The organism is Streptomyces sp. TLI_171, from assembly GCF_003610255.1.
GTDB lineage: Bacteria > Actinomycetota > Actinomycetes > Streptomycetales > Streptomycetaceae > Kitasatospora.
In genome coordinates this window covers 7,684,368-7,704,818 of sequence record NZ_RAPS01000001.1, presented here as the reverse complement: position 1 = coordinate 7,704,818, position 20,451 = coordinate 7,684,368, and the positions used below count along the sequence as shown (strand labels likewise).

The 20,451-nt window shown below is 72.4% G+C and carries 16 protein-coding genes; 4 read left to right on the top strand and 12 right to left on the bottom strand.

Annotated elements, in window-relative coordinates:
- Positions 1 to 60 precede the first annotated feature (60 nt).
- Together BX266_RS34410 and BX266_RS34405 are read right to left on the bottom strand one after the other, a co-directional pair.
- Complete coding sequence (locus tag BX266_RS34410; RefSeq protein ID WP_099906417.1) at positions 61 to 849, bottom strand: alpha/beta fold hydrolase; 789 nt, start codon at positions 847 to 849, stop codon at positions 61 to 63.
- A gap of 262 nt (positions 850 to 1,111) precedes the next feature.
- On the bottom strand, positions 1,112 to 1,789 hold the full coding sequence (locus BX266_RS34405) for a TetR/AcrR family transcriptional regulator (RefSeq protein WP_099906415.1): 678 nt from the start codon (positions 1,787 to 1,789) through the stop codon (positions 1,112 to 1,114).
- 135 nt (positions 1,790 to 1,924) lie between these two features.
- On the opposite strand from BX266_RS34405, the gene BX266_RS34400 reads away from it, so the two are divergent.
- Complete coding sequence (locus tag BX266_RS34400; protein WP_099906413.1) at positions 1,925 to 3,061, top strand: NAD(P)/FAD-dependent oxidoreductase; 1,137 nt, start codon at positions 1,925 to 1,927, stop codon at positions 3,059 to 3,061.
- Between the two features lie 25 nt (positions 3,062 to 3,086).
- On the opposite strand, the gene BX266_RS34395 is transcribed toward BX266_RS34400, so the two are convergent.
- Positions 3,087 to 4,019, bottom strand: coding sequence for an aldo/keto reductase (locus tag BX266_RS34395; RefSeq protein WP_099906411.1), 933 nt, complete (start codon positions 4,017 to 4,019; stop codon positions 3,087 to 3,089).
- Positions 4,020 to 4,104: 85 nt separating this feature from the next.
- On the opposite strand from BX266_RS34395, the gene BX266_RS34390 reads away from it, so the two are divergent.
- Positions 4,105 to 4,731: a TetR/AcrR family transcriptional regulator gene (locus BX266_RS34390; protein ID WP_099906409.1), complete on the top strand. Its 627-nt coding sequence runs from the start codon at positions 4,105 to 4,107 to the stop codon at positions 4,729 to 4,731.
- A gap of 485 nt (positions 4,732 to 5,216) precedes the next feature.
- Here BX266_RS34390 and BX266_RS34385 read toward each other — a convergent pair whose 3' ends face one another.
- Positions 5,217 to 6,893 (bottom strand): ricin-type beta-trefoil lectin domain protein, encoded by a 1,677-nt coding sequence (locus tag BX266_RS34385; RefSeq protein WP_259464995.1) that lies wholly within the window; start codon positions 6,891 to 6,893, stop codon positions 5,217 to 5,219.
- 1,390 nt (positions 6,894 to 8,283) lie between these two features.
- Here BX266_RS34385 and BX266_RS34375 point away from each other — a divergent pair.
- Positions 8,284 to 10,590, top strand: a complete 2,307-nt coding sequence (locus BX266_RS34375) for a family 20 glycosylhydrolase (RefSeq protein ID WP_099906404.1) — start codon at positions 8,284 to 8,286, stop codon at positions 10,588 to 10,590.
- A gap of 491 nt (positions 10,591 to 11,081) precedes the next feature.
- Here BX266_RS34375 and BX266_RS34370 read toward each other — a convergent pair whose 3' ends face one another.
- From BX266_RS34370 to BX266_RS34335, 8 genes are all read right to left on the bottom strand, one after another.
- A complete protein-coding gene (locus BX266_RS34370; protein ID WP_099906402.1) occupies positions 11,082 to 12,353 on the bottom strand; it encodes an ABC transporter substrate-binding protein in 1,272 nt (423 codons plus the stop codon).
- A 37-nt stretch (positions 12,354 to 12,390) separates the two neighbouring features.
- Positions 12,391 to 13,014, bottom strand: coding sequence for a hypothetical protein (locus BX266_RS34365; protein WP_099906400.1), 624 nt, complete (start codon positions 13,012 to 13,014; stop codon positions 12,391 to 12,393).
- Positions 13,015 to 13,081: 67 nt separating this feature from the next.
- Positions 13,082 to 14,395 carry a family 16 glycosylhydrolase gene (locus BX266_RS34360; protein WP_099906398.1) on the bottom strand — a complete coding sequence of 438 codons (1,314 nt, stop codon included), beginning with the start codon at positions 14,393 to 14,395 and terminating at the stop codon, positions 13,082 to 13,084.
- 91 nt (positions 14,396 to 14,486) lie between these two features.
- Entirely contained in the window at positions 14,487 to 15,776 is a 1,290-nt protein-coding gene (locus BX266_RS34355) for a Gfo/Idh/MocA family protein (protein WP_099906396.1), read from the bottom strand.
- Positions 15,777 to 15,827: 51 nt separating this feature from the next.
- Positions 15,828 to 16,649 carry a carbohydrate ABC transporter permease gene (locus BX266_RS34350; protein WP_180290719.1) on the bottom strand — a complete coding sequence of 274 codons (822 nt, stop codon included), beginning with the start codon at positions 16,647 to 16,649 and terminating at the stop codon, positions 15,828 to 15,830.
- The gene (locus BX266_RS34345) at positions 16,649 to 17,635 is read right to left on the bottom strand and encodes a carbohydrate ABC transporter permease (protein ID WP_259464994.1); all 987 of its coding nucleotides are present in this window, start codon (positions 17,633 to 17,635) and stop codon (positions 16,649 to 16,651) included. Before BX266_RS34345 ends, BX266_RS34350 begins: the two co-directional genes overlap by 1 nt.
- Positions 17,632 to 17,844, bottom strand: a complete 213-nt coding sequence (locus BX266_RS34340; protein ID WP_120314446.1) for a hypothetical protein — start codon at positions 17,842 to 17,844, stop codon at positions 17,632 to 17,634. The genes BX266_RS34345 and BX266_RS34340 overlap by 4 nt, the downstream gene beginning before the upstream one ends.
- Positions 17,841 to 18,788, bottom strand: coding sequence for an ABC transporter substrate-binding protein (locus BX266_RS34335; RefSeq protein ID WP_183096888.1), 948 nt, complete (start codon positions 18,786 to 18,788; stop codon positions 17,841 to 17,843). Before BX266_RS34335 ends, BX266_RS34340 begins: the two co-directional genes overlap by 4 nt.
- 378 nt (positions 18,789 to 19,166) lie before the next feature.
- Between BX266_RS34335 and BX266_RS34330 the strand changes: the two genes are divergently transcribed.
- On the top strand, positions 19,167 to 20,369 hold the full coding sequence (locus tag BX266_RS34330; RefSeq protein WP_259464993.1) for an ROK family transcriptional regulator: 1,203 nt from the start codon (positions 19,167 to 19,169) through the stop codon (positions 20,367 to 20,369).
- The last annotated feature ends 82 nt before the right edge of the window (positions 20,370 to 20,451 follow it).

Sequence of the window (20,451 nt, the reverse complement as noted above, 5' to 3'; positions counted from 1 at the left end):
GCCCTTCCCGTTCCGCGGGAGGGGCCTTCTCGCCGTCGAGCGGCGGCTCATGAGCCGCCGTCAGGAGGGCGTGCCCGCCGGCTCGGTGGGCCCGGTGGCGGCGGTGACCCGCAGCAGGAGTTCGGCCAGTCGGTCCGGCGCGATGACCATGCAGTCGTGGCCGCTGCGCAGTTCCCACACCCGCGACGGGGCGCCGTTGGGCTGCACCGCGGGGACGGGACGGCGGGGGACGGCCTCCGGTGCGCCGCCGACGCAGTGGATGTGGGTCCGTGGCACGGCGGCCGCGGCGGGGTTGGCCAGCCGGACCGGCTGCCGGAAGCACAGCGCGGACTGGTCTGAGAGCAGGGTGCGCAGCCAGGCCGTGTCCGCCGGGTCGGTGACGCCGAACAGGCCGGCGGGGGTAGGCCCGTCCGGCGCGGGGAGCATCGGCGGGATCCGCCAGGGGGTGTCGGTGGCCGCGGCGAGGTCGAGCAGGTGCCTGGTCGCGGGCAGGACGTCGAGCACGCTCTCGCCGTCGGCCGGGACCATCGCGTCGAGGTGGACCAGCGCGGCGATCCGCTCCGGGACTTGGTCGGTCACTCCCGAGACGACCATTCCGGCGTAGCTGTGCCCGACCAGCACCACGTCGGTGAGGTCCTCGTCGCGCAGGAGGGCGACGACGTCCGCGATGTGCGTGTCGAGGCCCACGTGCGGACCGAGCAGGTGCTGCCGCTCGCCGTGGCCGGTGAGCGAGGGGGTGAGGACCCGGTGCCCGGCCCGGGCCAGCAGCGGCGTCACCCGGTCCCAGACGCGCCCGCTGTGCCAGGCGCCGTGGACGAGGACGAAGGTTTCCGTTCGCGGTGTGGTCATGGCACTGGACGCTAACGAGCCGACAGGTACCTGCAGGTACCTGTCGGCCCGGGCGCGACTCGGCCGGAGACGCCTTCCTCGCCGACTGCCCGGCCCGACCGGCCGTCGAGATCATCACCAGCACGTGGGCGGCCTGACCGCCGGGCCGATCGCCGCCCTGGCCGACTGGGCGCGGACGCCCGGGGAGGCCGTGGTCGACGTCCGGGAAGCGGCGGACGACGCGTGAGCACGGCGGGGGCGGGCCGGGCGGAGTGACCGGCCGTCAGGTGCGCTCGGCCGGGTCACGGCGTGCTCGGCCCGGTCCGGCGAGGGCGCTCCAGCCGTGGTCGAGCAGGTCGAAGGCGCGGACCAGGGCGGCCCGGACGTCGTCGTGGGACAGGGCGGCGCGGGGTGCCTCCAGGGCGAAGTGGGCCAGTGCGGTGCAGGCGGCGTCGTCCGCGGGCAGGCCGCTCTGCTCGGCGATGACCGCGGCGAGCGCGTCGGTGTGGCGCAGCCACATGGCCTGCTGGTAGTCGCGCAGGGCCGGCGTGGAGTTCACCAGGGCGGCGAAGGCCGTGAACCCGGGGTCGCCGTCGGTCGCGGCCCTGCGGTGGCGCAGCGCGTGGTCGCACAGGGCGGCCGGGACGGACCGGCCGGGAGGGCGCTCGCGGACGGCGGCCAGCAGGTCGGCCTCCAGGTCGGCCTCCTCGTCGAAGACGAGTGCCTCCTTGACCGGGAAGTGCTTGAACAGGGTGGTGGTGGAGACGTCCGCGGCGTCCGCGATCTCCCGGATGCCGACGTCGTCGTAGCCGCGTTCCAGGAACAGCGCCAGCGCGGCGTCGGCGATGGCCTGCCGGGTGGCGGCCTTCTTGCGCTCGCGGCGCCCCGGCGGGGCGGGCGGCGGTGGGGGAGGTGGCGGCGGGGGCGGCGGGGTGTCGTTCCGGGGGGCGGGGTCAGCCATGGGAGCAGCCTACCCCGTGGGTTCACTCGTTTCAAAAGTTGACTCGTTGCACTTTTGTAGTCGTTGTGCTCTTCTGGACGGCACCTGCCCCGGCTGCGCGGCACCTCGCGCGCCGTCCTCGAAGGGAGCACCACCATGCCCACCCCGATCGACCCCCGCATCGCCGTCATCGGCGCCGGCCCCGGCGGCCTCACCTGCGCCCGCATCCTGCAGCGCCACGGCATCGCCGTCACCGTGTACGACCGCGAGCACGGCCCCGAGGCCCGCAACCAGGGCGGCACGCTCGACCTGCACGAGGACAACGGCCAGATCGCCCTGCGCGAAGCCGGACTGCTGGACGACTTCTTCCGCCTGGCCCGGCCCGAAGGGCAGGAGATGCGCCAACTCGACGCAAAGACCTGCGAGTTGGGGTTCCATCACGTCCCCGAGGAGGGGGAGCGGTGCAAGCCCGAGATCGACCGCGGCCAGCTGCGCGACCTGCTGCTCGACTCGCTCGCCCCGGGCACCGTGCACTGGGGCCGCAGCCTGCGTTCGGTCGAAGGACCGACCGCGGGCCCCCGCCGCCTGCGCTTCGCCGACGGCGCCGCCGTCGAGGCCGACCTCGTCATCGGCGCCGACGGCGCCTGGTCCACGGTCCGCCGCACCCTCTCCCCCGCCACGCCCCGGTACACCGGCATCAGCTTCCTGGAGGCCTGGTTCCACGACGTCGAGCACCGGCACCCCGACGTCGCCGCCCTCGTCGGCCCCGGCAGCGCCGCCGCGGCCGACGGCGAACGCGGCCTGTTCGCCCAGCGCAACAACGGCGATCACATCCGCGCCTACCTGATCCAGCGCGTCCCCGCCGACTGGATCGCCGCCGCCGGCCACACCGTCCAGGACACCGACGCGCTCCGTGCCCTCCTGCTGGAGCGCTACGGCGACTGGTCGCCGGCCCTGCGGCGCCTGCTCACCGACAACGACGGCCACTACGTCGACCGGCCGATCCACGCCCTGCCCGTCCCGCACACCTGGGAGCACAGCCCCACCGCCACCCTGCTCGGCGACGCGGCCCACCTCATGCCCCCGCTCGGCGTCGGCGTCAACCTCGCGATGCTCGACGCCTGCGAACTCGCCCTCGCCCTCGCCGAACACGACACCGTCGCCGCCGCCGTCCGCGCCTACGAAGCGACCATGCTGCCCCGCTCCGCCGACCTGCAGCGCCTCCTCGACGGCGCCGCCGAAGGCCTGCTCTCCGACGAACCGCACCACGGCGACGACCGGCCGGACCACTGACCGTTCCGCGAGACGGCCGCGCGGGTCAGTCGTGTTCGATGTCGCCGGACCGCGAGGGGACGGCGTCCAAGGCTGCCAGGGTGGCTTCGTCGAGGACGACCGCGCCCGCTGCGGCGTTCGCCCGCAGGTGCTCCGGGTCGGCGGTGCCGGGGATGAGGAGCGTGTTGGGGGCGTGGTGGAGCAGCCAGGCCAGCCCGACCTGGGCGGGGGAGACGCCGAGCGCGTGCGCCGCGGCGAGGACGGCGGGCTCGTCGGCGACCTTCGGCAGGCCCGCGAACTCGCCGCCGAGCGGGAAGTACGGGACCCAGGCGATGCCCTCGGCGCGGCAGAGCTGCAGGACGTCCTCGTCGTCGCGCGACACCAGGCTGTAGGCGTTCTGCACGCAGGCGATGCCCGCCGGGAGGGCCCGGCGCAGTTCATCGGCGCCGACGCTGCTCAGGCCGAGCGAGCCGATCTTGCCGGCGTCCCGCAGCTCGATCAGCACGGCGAGCTGGTCGTCCAGATCGACCACCTGGTCGCCCTCGGCGCGCAGCCCGGGGCCGTGGCCGGCGCGGCGCAGGTTGACGAGCGGGATGGTCTCCCGGCCGAGGCTGCGGAGGTTGTCCTCGACGCCGGCGCGGAGCTGTTCGGGGCGCTGGGCCAGTCGCAGCGGGATCGGGCCGGCTGCGGGTTCGGCGCCGACCTTGCTGGCCACCAGGACGTCGTCCGCCGCGCCGAGTGCGGCGCCGATCGCCTCGTTGACGGAACCCGCCCCGTAGAACTGGGCGGTGTCGACGTGGTCGATGCCCAGCTCGACGGCGGTGCGCAGCAGGGCGACCGCGGCGGCGTGGTCCAGGCGGCGCAGCTGCATGGCGCCGAAGCCGACGCGGGAGACGGTGCGGCCGGCCAGGGCGCCGGGCCCGCCGGCCCGTTCGGCACCGGCGGCGGTGAACTGCGGAGATCCGACCGTGGAGGGCATGGCGATCTCGCTCCCGTGAGACGATGGAGGTAAACGGAGGAACTCCGTTATCGACCACCGTAGCACTAACCGGAGGGACTCCGTTTTGACTTCCGCCGACTCCGCCGACTCCGCCGACTCCGCCGACTCTCCCGCCCCGGGCTCCTCCCCCGCCGCGCGCCCGGCCCGCGCCGACGCGCTGCGCAACCGCGCGCGGCTGCTCACCGTCGCCCGGGACGCCTTCGCCGCGACCGACGGAACGGCCACCCTCGACGCCATCGCCCGCGAGGCGGGCGTCGGCATCGGCACGCTCTACCGCCACTTCCCCACCCGCGAAGCACTCGTCGAGGCCATCTACGCGACCGAACTCGACGCCGTGGTCAGCAGCGCACCCGCCCTGCTCGCCGAACTCCCGCCCGAAGCGGCACTGCGCGCCTGGATGGACCGCTACGCCGCGTTCTTCGCGGCCAAGCGCGGCATCTCCGAGACCCTCCGGGCCGGCTGGGCCTCCGGTTCCATCGCGACCCCGGCCACCCGGGAGCGGCTCACCGCCGCGATCGACCTGATCCTCGCCGCCGGCGCGAAGGCCGGATCGCTGCGCGCCGACGTGCCCGCCGAGACGGTCACGATGATGCTCCTCGGCGTCTTCCTCTCCACCACCGCCACCAACGACCCCGAGCTGACCGGCCCCCTCCTCGACCTCGTCGCGGCCGCCCTACGTCCCCCCGCCTGACCGGCACGGCCTCACGGCCGGGTTCGGCGGCACCGGCAGGAGCGGGGCCAGGACGACCGAACGGCTGCTCAACCCGTGTGCCGAGGTCGCGACCTGAGCAGCCACCGACCGACCACCGCACGCATCCAGCTCCACTCCGGCCACCCGAGCCGCACCGGTGGCCGCACGCTCCGCCGCCCGAGCACCGGTGCGCCGGCCCGCGCTCCGCTCCGAGACCGAGCGCCTCCTCCGCACGTGTGCCCGCGGTGTCGTCGGACCGCAGCACCCGGCCTCCCCGACCCGCCTCGCCGGCAGTCCCCGGCGACGCCCGACAACCCGACCCCCCAGCTCCTGCCTCGGCTGGCACTCGCCGCCGGTACGCCGCGGCCGGTCGGTGCAACTCCTGCTCGTCGCACGCCAGCTGATGGCGTGTGGCCCCGCGCCGCGGGGCACGCCGAGCGGAGCCCCGCCGTGGGGGCGGGGCTCCGCGGGGGTCGGGCCATGGGTCAGGCGAGGGTGAACTTCTGGGCGCCGGAGCCGTTGCAGTCCCAGATCTGGAGGCGGGTGCCGTTGGCGGTCGCTCCCGACGGGGAGTCGATGCAGCGGCCGCTGGTCGGGTTCGACATCGAGCCGTCGCCGTTGGCGACCCAGTTCTGGTAGCCGCCGCCGTTGCAGGTGGCGAGTTGGAGCTTGGTCCCGGCGGCGCTGTTGCCGCCCGCGATGTCCAGGCACTTGCCGAGGGTGCGCAGGGTCTGGCCGCTCCAGGTCCACTTCTGGTCGAGCGAGGTGGCCTGCTGGCAGTCCCACAGCTGCACGGCGGTGCCGTCGCCGCCGTTGTCGTCCCCGGCCACGTCCACGCACTTGCCGCCGGGGCCGTAGATCGGGGTGCCGATGGCGAACTGCTGGGCGCCGGAGCCGTTGCAGTCCCAGATCTGGAGGCGGGTGCCGTTGGCGGTCGCTCCCGACGGGGAGTCGATGCAGCGGCCGCTGGTCGGGTTGCGCAGGGTGCCGTCGCTCTGGCGCACCCAGCTCTGGTAGCCGCCGCTGTTGCAGGTGGCCAGTTGCAGCTTGGTGCCCGCGGCGCTGTTGCCGCCCGCGATGTCCAGGCACTTGCCGAGGGTCTGCAGGGTCTGGCCGCTCCAGGTCCAGTGCTGGTCCTTGGCGCCGGACTGGCAGTCCCACAGCTGCACGGCGGTGCCGTCGCTGCCCGTGTCGTCCCCGGCCACGTCCACGCACTTGCCGCCCGGACCGGTGATCGTCTGGCCCGTGACGGTGCCGCCGCCACCGCCGCCGGAGCCGGGGCCCTTGTTGTACACGGCGACGGAGTCGATGATCAGCTTGCCGCCCGAGACGGTGGCCGCGTTCGGGCCGCCGCCGAAGGCGTCGGGAAAGCCGCCGCCGATCGCCAGGTCGTAGATGATGAAGAACGGGTGGTCGATCGCGTTGGCCCAGGTCGTCGCGTCGACCTGGTTGGCGTTGACGGTGTAGAAGTTGCTCCCGTCCAGGTAGAAACGGATCTGCTCCGGCGACACCGAGCGGTCGATCTCCACCGCGTAGTCGTGGAAGCCGGTCTGGCAGCCCGGGCAGGCGCGCTCGCCCGAGCCGATGCCGGTCGACTCGTTGCACGGGCCGCCCGGGTTCACCCCGCAGTGGATGGTGCTGAAGACCGAGCTGCGGCCGTTGATGTCCTCCATGATGTCGACCTCGCCGGACTTCGGCCAGGTCACCCCGTCGCGCAGCGGCGCGCCGAGCATCCAGAACGCCGGCCAGTAGCCTGCCCCGTTGGAGGTGTTGACGTTGGGCTGCTGCAGGACCGACTCCATCCGCACCACCCCGCCGGCCGGGGCGCCGAAGGCCGCCGACTGGGTCTCCACTCGCCCCGAGGTCCAGCCGGCCCGCGGGTCGGACCCGGAGTGCAGTGCCTGGAGCACCAGGTGGCCCTGGCCGTCGTAGTAGACGTTCGAGGTGCTGCTGGTCATGGTCTCGATCTCACCGGTGCCGAAGTTGCTGCCCGGCCCGGTGTCGTACTTCCACAGGCTCTGGTCGATGCCCGTCCCGGCGGCGCCGTTGAAGTCGTCGCTCCAGGTGAGCGAGAAGCCGGCCGGCGGCGCGGGTGCCGCCACGGCGGCGTCCGTCGCCGCAGTCATGGTGGCCGCCACCGTGAGGGCGAGGGCGGGGATCACCGAGAGCGCTCTCCTCCACCTCTGGTGTCGCGTCCATGCCAGCGTGAGTCGCATGTGTCCAACCTCCGAAGAAGGATCTGATCGCGTGGGGTCGATACGGAATTGCTGACCGCACCGTCATCGCCGGGCCGGCACGGGGCTGCTGGCGGAGCGACTGCCGCCCGTCGCGCCTTCGACGACCGCGCACGTGCCCGGCGCGCGACGGCGGCATGACGCGCAGCGCCGCGGATGCTCTCCAGGATCCGCGTGATGGGGCGTCAATGCGTGGGCGAAGCAGACGAGTTGGTCCGTGTGGAATTCTGCGCGGTGAACATATTGGACTGAACCAATGCCGTCAAGACTGCGCACCGCGCCCGATCCGCAGCCCTGCCGGAGCAACCAGGGACTTCCGCCAGGAGCCTGGACAGCGGCGGCCGTCGGTGGTTGCATGCCGTTCCGGGCACCCCTTCCAACGTTGCAATGGACCTCCCCGCCACGCTCTCCAGCACATCCGCACCGCCGCCTACCCCAGCGAGTCCCCCACCGCTCACCTGCCACCCCTCGCACCACCGCACCCGAACCGCCGTTGATCGCGCCTCCGCCCGGCCTGCCGCAGGGTCCCCAACCGGCAGGGCACCCCGACGAGAAGGGATCGGAGCTGCTCGCCGGGCACCGCGGATTGCCGGCCGAGGGGGCCGTGCGCACGGATGCGGCCACCCACCGAGCTGGGCGGCCCCGCCCCGGGACGGCCTGACGGCATCGCCCACAGGCGTGCACGCCGTGATCCTGGATCGGCAAGCACGGGGATTCGGAGGAGTCGCTGCAACGCATCGGGCCTTACATCGGTGGCCGGAGCCCCGTGGACCTGCCCGTCGGCGACTGGGCGGCGGGTGCCACCCGGGGGACGTACCGCAGTTTCACCCTCGGCCGACGGGATCACACCATCACCGTCATGGCGGTGCCGGCCGGCCGTCTCGGCGCGGACGACACCGGGAACGGCAAGCCCATCTCGGCCTGCGCCGACTCGACCACAGCCGGGTCGGCCGGCGGTACCGGCCAGCCGCGCCGTGCGTGCCCACGAGGCCCGAACCGCTGACTCCGTGAAGGACCTGCTGCCGCTTCGGGCACCCTGCGCGGCATCCCGCAGGCACATGCCCCGGCACCTCCACTCCGAACCGCACTCGAACGCTCAGCGACAAGCTGTGGACCTGCCGGGCGATCACGCACCCCCACCCCCACCCAGCCATATGCTCATTCCTGCGCACAAACTGCTCAATCCGAGCAGCTATTGACATGAATCCCCAACTAGGCTGCACTGGTGCGCAGTTGGCTCACAATCCGGACAGGTCCATACCAATGGGCCGACCTGCCGAAAAATCCCTCACGTCCGTCTCACACCCCAGGGGCATCCATGCGCCTGCTCAGACTCCTGCTCGCCACCCTCTGCACCGCGGCCGCCCTGGTGCTGCCCACCCTCGCCACCGCGCCACCCGCCCTGGCCGCGAGCAGCACCCCGCAGACCGTTCCCGCGCTGCGCCAGTGGACGGCGGGGAGCGGCACGTTCACGGCCACCGCCGCCACCCGGATCGTCGTCGACCCCGCCTTCAGCACCCAACTCGCCGACGAGGCAGCGACGTTCGCCGACGATCTCGGCGCCTTGCAGGGCCGCACGGTGAGCGTGGTCACCGGTACGGCCGCCGCCGGGGACATCTCGCTCGCCCTCGGTGACGGCTCGCTGCCCGCCGAGGGCTACCGGATGACCGTCGGGGCCGCCGTCGCGATCACCGCAGCCACCGACACCGGCGCCTTCTACGGGACCCGGACGCTGCTCCAACTCCTCCACCAGTCGGCCACCGTGCCGGCCGGGACCGCCGTGGACTGGCCGACCAAGTCCGAGCGCGGCCTGATGATCGACCAGGGCCGGAAGTTCTTCACCGTCGACTGGGTGAAGCAGCACATCAAGGAGCTGGCCTACCTCAAGCTCAACTACTTCCACTTCCACCTGTCGGACACCTTCGGCTTCCGCCTGGAGAGTTCGACCCACCCGGAGATCGTCTCCACCGACCACTACTCCAAGCAGGACATCGCCGACCTGGTGACCCTCGGTCAGAAGTACCACGTCACCATCGTCCCCGAGATCGACACCCCGGGGCACATGAACGCGATCCTCGCCGCCCACCCGGAGCTGAAACTGAAGAACAGTTCCGGCTCGGCCAGCGCCGAGTTCGTCGACCTCTCGCTGCCCGGCACCTACACCCTGGTCAAGGACCTGATCACCGAGTACCTGCCGCTCTTCCCCGCGCCCTACTGGCACATCGGCGCGGACGAGTACGTCACCGACTACAGCCAGTACCCGCAGCTGCTGACGTACGCCCGCGCCCACTACGGCGCGAACGCCACCGCCAAGGACACCTACTACGGCTTCGTCAACTGGTCCGACGCCCTGGTCCGGGCGGCCGGCAAGACCACCCGGATGTGGAACGACGGCATCAAGTCCGGTGACGGCACCGTCAGCCCGAACGCCGACATCCTGGTGGAGTACTGGTACAACTACGGCCTGACGCCCCAGCAGTTGGCCGCGGCCGGACACACCGTCGCCAACGAGTCGTGGACGCCCACGTACTACGTCCTCGGCGGCGCGAAGCCCGACACCAAGTGGATGTACGAGACCTGGACGCCCGACCTCTTCCAGGGCGGCAACACCCTGACCGACCCCACCCGCAACCCCGGTTCGCTGATCCACGTCTGGTGCGACAACCCGACCGCGGAGACCGAGGACCAGATCGCCGCCGGCCTCATGTACCCGCTGCGCGGACTCGCCCAGCAGACCTGGGGCTCCCCCAAGCCCGCCGCCACGTACGCCGGGTTCACCCCGGTCGTCGCCGCCGTCGGCCACAACCCGGCCTGGCCCGGCCTCGCCCAGCCCGGCAACCTCGCCCGCAACCGTCCCACCACCGCCTCCAGTACCGAGACGGCCTCCTTCCCCGCCGCTTCCGCCACCGACGGCGACGGCGCCACCCGCTGGTCCAGCGCCTACAGCGACCCGCAGTGGCTGCAGGTCGACCTGGGCTCGAAGCAGAGCGTCGACCGGGTGGTGCTGCGCTGGGAGGCCGCGTACGGCAAGTCCTTCCAGATCCAGGTCTCCGACGACACCACCGCCTGGCGCACCGTCTACACGACCACCACCGGCGCGGGCGGCGTCCAGGACCTCACCGGCCTGGCCGGCTCCGGCCGCTACATCCGGATGTACGCCACCCAGCGCGGCACCGGCTACGGCTACTCCCTCTACGAATTCGAGGTGTACGGAGGTTCGTTGAGCGGCACCCACACCCTCACCGCGAGCGGGAAGGCGCTGGACGACCCGGCCTCCTCCACCACCTCCGGCACCCAGCTGATCACCTGGACCCCGCACGGCGGCCCGAACCAGCAGTGGCAGCTCTCCCCGAACAGCGACGGCACCCACACGCTGCTGAACGGCGCCTCGCACCTCTGCATGGACGTCACCGGAGGGTCCACCACCGCCGGAGCCGCCGTCGTCCAGGCCGCCTGCACCGGCTCCGACAGCCAGCACTGGCAGCTCACCGCGGCCGGCAGCGGATACACCGTCACCAACAGGAAGAGCGGCCTGGTCCTCACCACCGCCTCCACCGCAGACGGCGCCCCGGTCAGCCAGCAGGCCCCCACCGGCGGGGCCCTGCAGACCTGGCAGCTCACCTGACCCCGCCCGCGGCCGCGCACGCCGGGCGGTGCGGTCGGAGCAGCACGCCGGTGCGGGCGATCTCGCTCGTGCTGGTCCACGGTCCGCGGTTGTCGGCGAACGCGCTGCTCACCACCGGGCCGCCCCACACGGTCGCGCTGGCCGAGAGGTAGATCTCGGACCGGCCGATCCGTTAATTGGGGCTGCCGCCCTGGCGCGGCGTGCAGGACAGGGAGTCGACGGCGTGGCGTGCCCCGAGGTCGATCCGGTGGCGCGCCCGTCCTCGCCCACGGTCTCCTCGCTGTCGGCGTGGACCGGCCGCCAGGCGGCGGGACTGGTGACGGGCGAGGTCACCGCCGGCCCGGCGAGGGTGGACCGGAGGGTGAGCGGCAGCGGGTCGACCTGGTCCTGGTCGAAGAGAGAGAACGTCTGCGGTCCATGGGTCCTCGGACGGGTCTGCTGGTCGGACGCCGGCCGGACGGGGAGCGGCATGCTGCGGCGGTGTGCGCCGGTCAGTGGGCGCGTTCCCAGTCCTCCTGAACGGCCGTCAGGAACGCGGTCGGACTGGTCTGCCGGGCGAGCAGGCGCTGGGTCTGCTCGGTCAGGGTGGTGTTCATGGTGGCGGTGCTGTTGTTGAAGAAGTTGACGAGGCCGTCGTCCTCGTTGACCCGGGCCCAGGCCCGGGCGATGTCGTTCATGACGCTTCCCGGGTCGGTAGTGACCTGGTCGGCGTGGGCGACGGGCAGGAAACCCGCGTTGAATTCGATCTGAGCGGCTTCCGGGCTGTTCAGGAAGTCCAGGAAGGCTGCGGCGGCGTCGGGGTGCCGGGCCCGGGCCGGGACGGCGTAGGCGACGGAGGTGCCGATGCCGGTGGCCCGGCCGTTGTCGCCCACGAACGGCAGGAAGCCGACCTTGCCGTGCATCGCCCGGTCGATCGGCTGGGCGTCCCAGGAGCCGTCGACGAGGTAGAGGCCGGCTCCGGCGCCGAACGCGGCGGCGGCTCCGGGCAGGTCGACGGTGTTGGCGTCGGCGGGAAAGCAGCCGCGGCCGGCCCACTCGGCCAGGGCCTCCGCTGCGTGCCGGCCGCCCTGCTGGAGGGTGGTGCCGGTCCTCCCGTTGACCCAGTCGGTGGCCCTGGCTGCTCCGTCGGCGCTGTCGGTGAGCGACTGGAACAGCAGGGAGGCGTGGCCCTGCTCGTTGCCGAGCTGGATGGGCAGGACGCCGGCGGCCTTCGCGCGGGTGCAGGCCGCGTCGAGCTGCCGGCTGCCGGCCGCCGCGGTGATGCCGAGCCTGCTCGCCAGTTCCTTGTTGTAGTAGGCGCCGACGAGCGAGAAACCGGCGGGCGCGGCCCACAGGTGGCCGCCGCCGAGCTGGTGCCCGTCGTCGGAGGCGCGCCACTGGTCGAGGAGGCTGGCGGGGTAGGTCCGCGTCCAGCCGTACTGGCGGGCGTGGTCGTCGAGGCTGCGGATGCTGCCCGGTGGTGCGAGGCCCAGGGAGTTGAGCAGGACGAGGTCGGGCGCGGCGTCGGACGCGAGCAGTCCGGGCAGCTCCCGGTCGTGGACGTCCCGGGGGTTGGAGCGGACCTCCACGACGACGTCGAGGTGGTGGGTGTGGAACGCGGCCGCGAGGACCGCGGTCATCCCGGAGCTCTCGGACGTGGCGATCGTGAGCGTGGTGTAGCTGGGCGGTCCCTCGGACGGCGCGGCGGCGTCACAGGCCGCGGATCCGAGGACGAGGGCGGCGGCGAGGGCCAGTACGGCCGTTCGGTCGGCCGCGGCGGACATCGGCACGGGGTCTCCTGGCTGTGGGCAGCTCGCGGGATCAGGGGGCAGGGCTCGGTGGGGCCCCGGATTCCAGGGGGTTCTTCCGGATCGCGGTGATCTTCCAGGCGTCGCCGGAGCGGGCGAGGCTCACCGTGCGGTGCTGGGTGTACGGCGTGTTGAGCGCGAAGCCGTTCTTCTCCAGGTAGCCGGGTGCGGCCGTGGTGAACTCGATGGTGCTGTCCATCTCGACGTTCGCGGTGGTCATGTCCTCGGGGAAGGTGGACACGTACCAGGCGAGGCTCACCTGCTTGGTGGCGAGGTGGTTGGCGCCGAACAGCTCGGCGACCTTGGTGTCGTAGTGCTGCGCGCGCAACTCGTCGGCGAACTCGGACGCGTAGAGCGCGAATTCCTGCGCGGTGCGGTCGCCGATGCTGTGCTCGTCCCGGTTGTCGACGACACCGGAGTGCAGCGCGACGGTCTTGCGGACGGCCGTGACGACCGGGTCGTCGTCGGGCAGTTGGGCGGTGGTCCGCCCGTCGGCGTCGATGACGTGCCACAGGCTCTGGCCGGAGTGGTCGGGAGCCCGGGGCCCGGTCGTGGCGGCGGGTGCCGGGTGCTGGGCGGTGCACGCTGCGACGGACAGGACGACGGCGGCGAGCAGCGGGGCGGTCCTGCGGAGCATGGCGGTTCCTGTGGGGATCGGGTGGTGCGGGCCGCCCGGCGGGGGCGGCCCGCGGCGGGTCAGCGGCTCAGGAGGCCGGTTCGAAGCTCCACTGGCTGGTCCACCAGGTGCTGGGGGCGGCGCCGTGCTGGAGGTTCCCGGTGAGGTTCTCGGTGTGCGCGTAGGTACCGGTGGAGCGGTTCTTCAGCCGCTTGTAGCCGTCCGCGGTCTCCTCGGTCCACTGACCGGTCGGGTCGGTGGCGGGGAGGCTTCCGTAGTGGACGATCGCGTCCGCGGCGGTGGTGTTCAGGTATTCGCCGGTCCAGCGGTTGCGGTAGCGGGTGTAGCCGTCGCCGGTGCTCTCCTTCGCCCACTGGGAGCTCCAGTACGTCGCGGGCACGTTGCCGTACTGGACGTTGCCGGTCTTGCCCTCGATGTTGAGGTACTGGCCGGTCTGGCGGTTCTTGATCCGCTGGTAGCCCTCGGGGTAGCCGGCGTTGTTCTTGAAGACCCGCACGTAGTCGACGTTCCAGGTCTTCGGCCAGGTGTCGTTGTGGACGCCGGAGCCGGCGTCGGTGTAGAGCCCGAGGATCATGCCCATCGGCGAGTTCGGGGCGTCGTTGATCGTCTTGTAGAGCTGGTTGTCGTAGTAGAAGTTCAGCTGGGTGGGTGTCCAGTCCATCCCGTACACGTGGTACTCGGTGGTGGGGCTGCCGCTGGGCACGGCCTGGTCGGAGAGGTACCAGCTGGACAGGAAGTCGGGGTCGTTCCAGCCGTAGGCGGCGATGCGCCAGTTGTTCGGCTTGGCGAAGAACGTCTCGATCATGTCGATCTCGGAGTTGGCGTTGGTGCTCGTGGTGTCGCCGGTGCCGACCAGCCAGAACGCCTGGTGGCCGCCTCCGCCGACGGCGGAGTTCTTCGCCCGGATCTCGAAGTACCCGTACTTCGTGGAGTAGCCGTTGAAGTCCGGCTCGTGGTGGTCGTTGGGCATCGAGGAGTTGAAGCGGTGCCACCAGTCCTTCTCGTAGGACTGGATGCTGGAGATCTTCACCGTGCTGTCGTACTGGGCGTTCCACGCGGGGGTGTCAGGGTCCAGGCGCTCGGTGAGGACGCCGTTGGCGATGGTGTACCGGGCCTTCGCGTTGGCGGGCGTGGAGGTCCAGTGCGGCAGGTAGGAGTCCAGCCACTTGGCGGAGTTCAGACCGGGACCGTCGAACTCCTCGTCGAAGTCCAGCGTGTAGCCGGACTTGGCGGTGGGGTTCGGCGGGAAGTCGGCCGCCCGGGCGCCCTGGGTCGGCAGCAGCACCGCTGCTGCCGCGGTCGCGCACGCCAGGAGGCTGTGGATCAGCGGCCTGTGCCGCCGGGTGGGGGCTCCGGTTCCGGTGCCGGGTCGAGATGCCATGGCGCTTGCCCTTCTGGAGGGAGTGGGGGTGGGGGTGCCGGGCGGGCTCCGGGCTGATGACGTGCCCGGAGCCGGTCGGCGGACCGTGCGATCAAGGGGTGAGGGTCTGCACGGTGTCGGTGTGGCGGGCCCGTTCGGCCGCCCAGGCCACCAGGTGGCTCTCCAGGCTGGTGGCGGGGTCGGAGAGGATGTGCGCCGGGTCACCGGTGGCCAGGGCGTCGAGGAAGGCGTCCACCAGCCGCTCGTCGCCTCCCCCGTGCCCGCTGCCCGCGTCGGGGCCGTCCACCCCGAGGACCACGGTCTCCTCGTGTCCGGTGACGAAGTCGGTGACCACGACGTTCACGCCGTCGCCGTCGAGCGAGCCGCGGCTGCCGAAGATCCGGGTCTTGCGGTGGGTGAACGGGGTGAACGCGGTCATCGTGAACGAGGCGGTCGCGCCGTTCGCGTACTCCAGGTTGACCACTTGGTGGTCCACCACGTCGTTGTCGCACGCGTACACGCAGCGCCCGTAGGGCCCTTCGCGCAGCGCCTCGACGACGCCTTCGGGGGTTCGCGCGTCGGTGACGGCGTTCAGCGGCCAGCGTTCGCGGTCGGGGTTGCCGAGGCAGCCCAGGTACAGGCGGGGCGCGGAGTAGGGGCAGGCGGCCTCCACCGGGCAGTCGAGGCAGTTGTCGGCGGCGGCGGCCGGCCGGTTCTCCGGGCGGAAGTGGCTGAGCGCGCCGAAGGAGGAGACCTTGGTGACCCGCGAGCCGACGACGTAGGACAGCCAGTCCAGGTCGTGCGAGGACTTGGCGAGCAGCATCGGGGTGGCCTCGTTCTCGCGCCGCCAGTTGCCGCGCACGTAGGAGTGGGCCTGGTGCCACCAGCCGACCGGTTCCAGGTGTTCGACGGTCATGACGTCGCCGAGGACGCCGGAGTCGACGATCGCTTTCACACCCTGGGTGTACGGGGTGTAGCGCAGGACGTGGCAGACCGCGAGCATGACGCCCGCCTTCTCGACCGCCTCGGCGATCTGCCGGGCGTCGTCCTCGCTGGTGGCCATCGGCTTCTCCAGCAGGATGTGGTAGCCCAGTCCGGCGAAGCGGACGGCCGGTTCGCGGTGCTCGGCGTCCTGGGTGGCGATGATGACGGCGTCGGCGTCGGGGGCGAGCTCGGCGAGGGTCCGCCAGTCGCCGTACAGGGCGGCGTCGGGGTGGCGGCGCAGCGCGGCGGCGGCGCGTGCGGGGTTCGGCTCGGCGACGGCGACGACGCGGGCGCGGCCGGTGGTGGCGGCGTAGTCGGCGTAGGTGGTGCCGCGGCCGCCGGCGCCGACCAGCAGCAGGCGCAGCGGTTGGGCGGGGGTGCGCGCCGGGGTGGCGGCGGGTACGAGGGCATGGCTCATGGCGGTGTGTCCTTCAGGACGAGGAGGGAGAGGTGTCGGGGCGCGGTGGGGTCAGCCCTTGACGGCGCCGGCGAGCATCCCGGCGATGAAGTGCCGCTGGAAGAACAGGTAGACGGCGACGACCGGTGCGATGACGATCAGCGTGGCCGCGGACAGCAGCGGGACGTCGATGTTGTGCGCGCCGACGAAGAAGCCGAGGCCGGCGGGGGCGGTGCGCCCGGCGGGGTTCTGGATCAGGATCAGCGCGAGGAGGAACTGGTTCCAGGCCCACAGGAAGTAGAGCAGCCCGAGGGTGATCAGGGCGGGCCGGGCGCAGGGCAGGAGCACCTTCCAGAGCACGGTCCAGCTTCCGGCGCCGTCGACGGCGGCGGCCTCGGTCATCTCCTTGGGCAGGGCCAGGAACTGTTCGCGCATCCAGAACGCGCCGAACGGCATGAACAGGCCGACCAGGGCGAGGATCAGGGCGAGCGGGGTGTCGGTCAGTCCGAGGGAGCGCAGGTCGTAGTAGAGCGGGACGACGGCGGCCTCGTAAGGCAGGGCCAGCCCCAGCATCAGGAAGGCGAACAGCACCTTCCGGCCGCGGAACTCCATCAGCGCGAACGCGTACCCGGCGAGCGAGGCGCAGACCAGGGCGAGCGGGACGACGCCCGCCGCGACGACGGTGCTGTTGCGCAGCAGCTGGCCGAAGCCGGCGTCCGACCAGGCCCGGCCGAAGCTCGCCAGGGTGGGGTGCTCCGGCCAGGAGATGCCGCCGACGACGGTGCCGGGCGGGTTCAGCGCGGCGAGCACGATGCCGGCGAACGGCACGATCACGGCGAGGCAGAACGCGGCCATCACGGCCCGGCCGGCGAGACCTTCGAAGCGTCGGTTCATCAGTGCTTCTCCCGGGTGATCCGGCTGATCGCGAGGACGACCAGGGTGATCAGGGCGCTGAGCACCACGGCCAGGGCACAGGCCGAGCCCACCTCGCCGTTGGTGAAGGCGAGCCGGTAGATCAGCACGCCGGGGACGGTGGTGGAGTCACCGGGACCGCCGCCGGTGGTGACGTAGACGACGTCGAAGCTGGCGAGCGCGGAGATCACCGTGATGGTCAGGGCCACCCCGATCTCGGCCCGCAGCCCGGGCAGGGTGACGGCGAGGAACTCGCGCACGGGGCCGGCGCCGTCGAGCCGAGCGGCTTCGTAGAGGCTGGTGTCGATCTTCTGGATGCCGGCCTGGAACACGATCAGGCACAGGCCGAGCATCACCCAGGTGCCGACCAGGCCGACCGCGACGTAGGCCCAGGTGAAGTCGCCCAGCCAGGCGCGGGTCACCGAGCCCAGGCCGACCGCGCGCAGGGCCTGGTTGACGACGCCGTCGGTGGAGTACATCCACTTCCAGGTGACGCCGACCGCGACCAGCGGGACGACCTGCGGCAGGAACAGGACGGTGCGGCTGACCGGGTACCGCCGGCCGCCGCGCCCGCCGATGACGGCCGCGAGCAGCAGGCCGATGGCGATCGGCAGCAGCGAGTAGAAGCCGATGAAGCCGAGCGCGTGCAGGATCGAGGACCGCAGGGCCGGGTCGGTCAGGACCTGGCGGTAGTTGTCCAGGCCGGCCCAGGTGCCGGGGGTGACGCCGTCCCAGGTGAAGAGCGACAGCCACATGGTGTGCAGCCAGGGCAGCGCGACGAACGCGGTGTACAGGGCGAGGGCGGGCGCGAGGTAGAGGTAGGCGGCCCGGTGGGAGCGGGGCCGGCGGGGCCCGGCGCGCAGGGTGCGCGCCGGCGCCGCGGCCCGCGGGGCGCGCCGGCCGTCGTCCGGCAACGGGGCCGGCCGCCGTGCCGCGGGCTGGTGCGGGTGGAGGGGGGCGCTGGTCACTGGTGGCCCTTGGTCCAGTCGTTCTGCAGGGCGTCGAGGTACTGCTCGGGGCCGGTCTTTCCGCCGATGAGCTGCTGGCCCTGCGACGTGAGGGTGTCGTTCATGGTGGCGTCGGTGTTGGCGAAGAAGTTGACCAGTCCGTTGTCCTTGTTGACGGCGGCCCAGCCCTTGGCGACCTCGTTCATGACGCTGCCGTCGGAACTCTTCACCGCGTCCGCGTGGGCGACCGGGAGGAATCCGGTGTCGAACTGGATCTGGGCGGCCTCGGGGTGTTCATGAAGTCGAGGAACGCGGCCGCGAGGTCGGGGTTCTTGGCCTTGGCGGGGATGGCGTAGGCGACGGAGGTGCCGATGCCGGTGGCCTTGCCGCTCTGGCCGGGGAAGGTCAGGAAGCCGGTCTTCCCCGGCGCCGCCTTGTCGATCTTCTGGGCGTCCCAGGAGCCGTCGAACAGGAACAGACCGTGGCCCTTGGCGAACTCGGCGACCGCGCCCGGCAGGTCGGTGCCGTTGGCCCCTTCGGGCAGGTAGCCCTTCTTGGCCCAGTCCGTGAGCGTCGCCGCGGCGGCGCTGCCGCCGGCGGTCTTGATGGTGGCGCCGGCCCTGCCGTTGACCCAGTCGCCGGCGCGGGCGGCGCCGTCGGTGGCGTCGACGATCGACTGGACGATGAAGGAGGAATGGCCCTGCAGGTTGCCGAGCTGGACCGGCACCTCGCCGGCAGCCTTGGCCTTGGCGAGTGCTGCGTCGAACTCGGCCCGGGTGCTGGGGGGTTGGATGCCGAGCTGGGCCGCGATCTCCTTGTTGTAGTAGACGCCGACCACCGAGAAGCCGGCCGGGGCGGCCCACAGGTGGCCGGCGCCGAGCTGCTTGCCGTCGTCCGACGCCCGCCACTGGTCCAGCTCGGTGGACGGGTACTTGGCGCCCCACCCGTAGGCCTGGGCGTAGTCGTCGAGGCTGCGGACCAGGTTCGCCTTGACGGTGGTGCCGAGCTTGTTGAGCAGCGCCAGGTCGGGCGCCCGGTCGGAGGAGAGCTTGAGGTTCAGGCTCTTGTCGTAGTCGTCCGGCCCGGTGTACTGGAAGTCGACGGTGACGTTCGGGTGCTTGGCGTGGAACGCCTCGGCCAGAGCCTTGGTGGTGCCGGAGTTCTCGGAGCTCACGATGGTCAGTGTGGCGTTCCCGGCGGGCAGGGTGGTGGACACCGGGCCGGAGGACGGCGCACTCTTGCCGCCGCCGGGGGTGAGGCCGCCACAGGCGGTCAGTCCGGTGGTGGCGGCGACGAGCAGCGCGCACGTCGCGGCGGTGCGGGCGGTGCGGCGGGGGTTCTTGCGGACATCGGGGGCTCCTCACACCAGGACACGGGATCCTGGGGGCGGTACGAGAGTCTCCGCAACCTATATGGCGCGGTGTTACGAAACTGATCGAATGCTAGGAGTGGCCTGCAACGTCGGTCAAGGACGTTATGCCATACTGTTACGTAAGTGGTTCGCGTAAGATGAGAGCAGGGACGCGCAGGGCGGCCCGGGAAGCGAGGTGCCGTGAACAGCCCAGCGCTCAGCGGTGGCGACCCCGCGCTGCTGCGCCGCCTGAACACCGAGGCCGTTCTCGGCGTGCTGCGCAACGCGGACCCGATGACGCTCACCCTGATCGGCCGTGCGGCGTCGCTGTCGCGCCAGACCGTCGACGCGGTGATCGCCGAACTCACCGACGGCGGCTGGATCGAGGAGGTCGCGCCCGAGCGCGGCATCGGGAGGCCCGCCCGCCGCTACCGGTTCCGCGCGGAGGCCGGCCACGTCCTCGGCATCGACGTCGGCGCCACCGGCCTGCGGCTGGTCCTCACCGACCTCGACGGAACGGTGATCGCCTCCGACCAGGCCGCGGTCCCGGAGGGCCTCGGCGGCAGCGCCCGGCTGGAGGCTGTCCGCGCCGGGGCCCAGGAGTTCCTGGCCCGCCACCCGGGCATCCGCCTGCGGGCGCTCTGCCTCGGCATACCGGGCATCCTCGACGCGCACGGCACGGTCCGCCTGTCGACCCCCCTGCCGGAGTGGAACGGTCTCGACCTCGCCGGCGCGGCGAGCACCTGGTTCGACTGCCCCGCCTACGCGGAGAACGACGCCAACCTGGCCGCCCTCGCCGAGCACTGGCTGGGGGCCGCCCGGCACGCGGACGACTTCATCCACGTCATCGCCGGCCACCGCACCGGCGCGGGGATGATGCTGGGCGGGCGGCTGCACCGCGGCCGCGGCGGCGCCGCGGGCGAGATCGGCGCGCTCGCCGTACTCGGCTGGGAGAGCTCCAGCATGACCGACATCCGGGAGGCCGCGGACAGCGCCAAGCTCTTCGCGGACGCCCAGGCGGGCGACAGCGAAGCCGCGGGCAAGGTCGACCGGTTCGCCCGCACCGTGGCGCAGGGAATCGCCGCCATGGTGCTGACCGTCAACCCCGACCTGGTGATCATCGGCGGCGGGCTGGCCCGGGCCGGCGAAGTCATGGTCGGCCCGATCCGCGCCCACCTCGACCAGCTCTGCCTCGACGCACCGCAGGTCGACGCCTCCGCACTCGGGATCGAGGCGGTCGCACTGGGCGCCGCCCGGATGGCGCTGGACCACCTGAACGACGCCCTGTTCGGAGCGAACGTCGGCACGGCCGCACCCGCCCCGCAGACGCAGCCCGCCAGGTCCGGCCGGCCGCTGAACCGTGACGCCTTCGCACCACTGTCCCGCTCCGCGGCCACGACCTGACACTCGCACCCCCCGGAGCGCTACGCGCCCGCGGCCCGCGTCGGTCGTCGCCGCGCGGCGGGCGGTCGCGGACCGGACGCCG

Excerpts from the sequence above, each read along its gene's own strand:
- BX266_RS34410 (WP_099906417.1), bottom strand. The coding sequence starts at position 849 with ATGACCACACCGCGAACGGAAACCTTCGTCCTCGTCCACGGCGCCTGG.
- BX266_RS34405 (WP_099906415.1), bottom strand. The coding sequence starts at position 1,789 with ATGGCTGACCCCGCCCCCCGGAACGACACCCCGCCGCCCCCGCCGCCA.
- BX266_RS34400 (WP_099906413.1), top strand. The coding sequence starts at position 1,925 with ATGCCCACCCCGATCGACCCCCGCATCGCCGTCATCGGCGCCGGCCCC.
- BX266_RS34395 (WP_099906411.1), bottom strand. The coding sequence starts at position 4,019 with ATGCCCTCCACGGTCGGATCTCCGCAGTTCACCGCCGCCGGTGCCGAA.
- BX266_RS34375 (WP_099906404.1), top strand. The coding sequence starts at position 8,284 with ATGCGCCTGCTCAGACTCCTGCTCGCCACCCTCTGCACCGCGGCCGCC.
- BX266_RS34370 (WP_099906402.1), bottom strand. The coding sequence starts at position 12,353 with ATGTCCGCCGCGGCCGACCGAACGGCCGTACTGGCCCTCGCCGCCGCC.
- BX266_RS34365 (WP_099906400.1), bottom strand. The coding sequence starts at position 13,014 with ATGCTCCGCAGGACCGCCCCGCTGCTCGCCGCCGTCGTCCTGTCCGTC.
- BX266_RS34360 (WP_099906398.1), bottom strand. The coding sequence starts at position 14,395 with ATGGCATCTCGACCCGGCACCGGAACCGGAGCCCCCACCCGGCGGCAC.
- BX266_RS34355 (WP_099906396.1), bottom strand. The coding sequence starts at position 15,776 with ATGAGCCATGCCCTCGTACCCGCCGCCACCCCGGCGCGCACCCCCGCC.
- BX266_RS34350 (WP_180290719.1), bottom strand. The coding sequence starts at position 16,649 with ATGAACCGACGCTTCGAAGGTCTCGCCGGCCGGGCCGTGATGGCCGCG.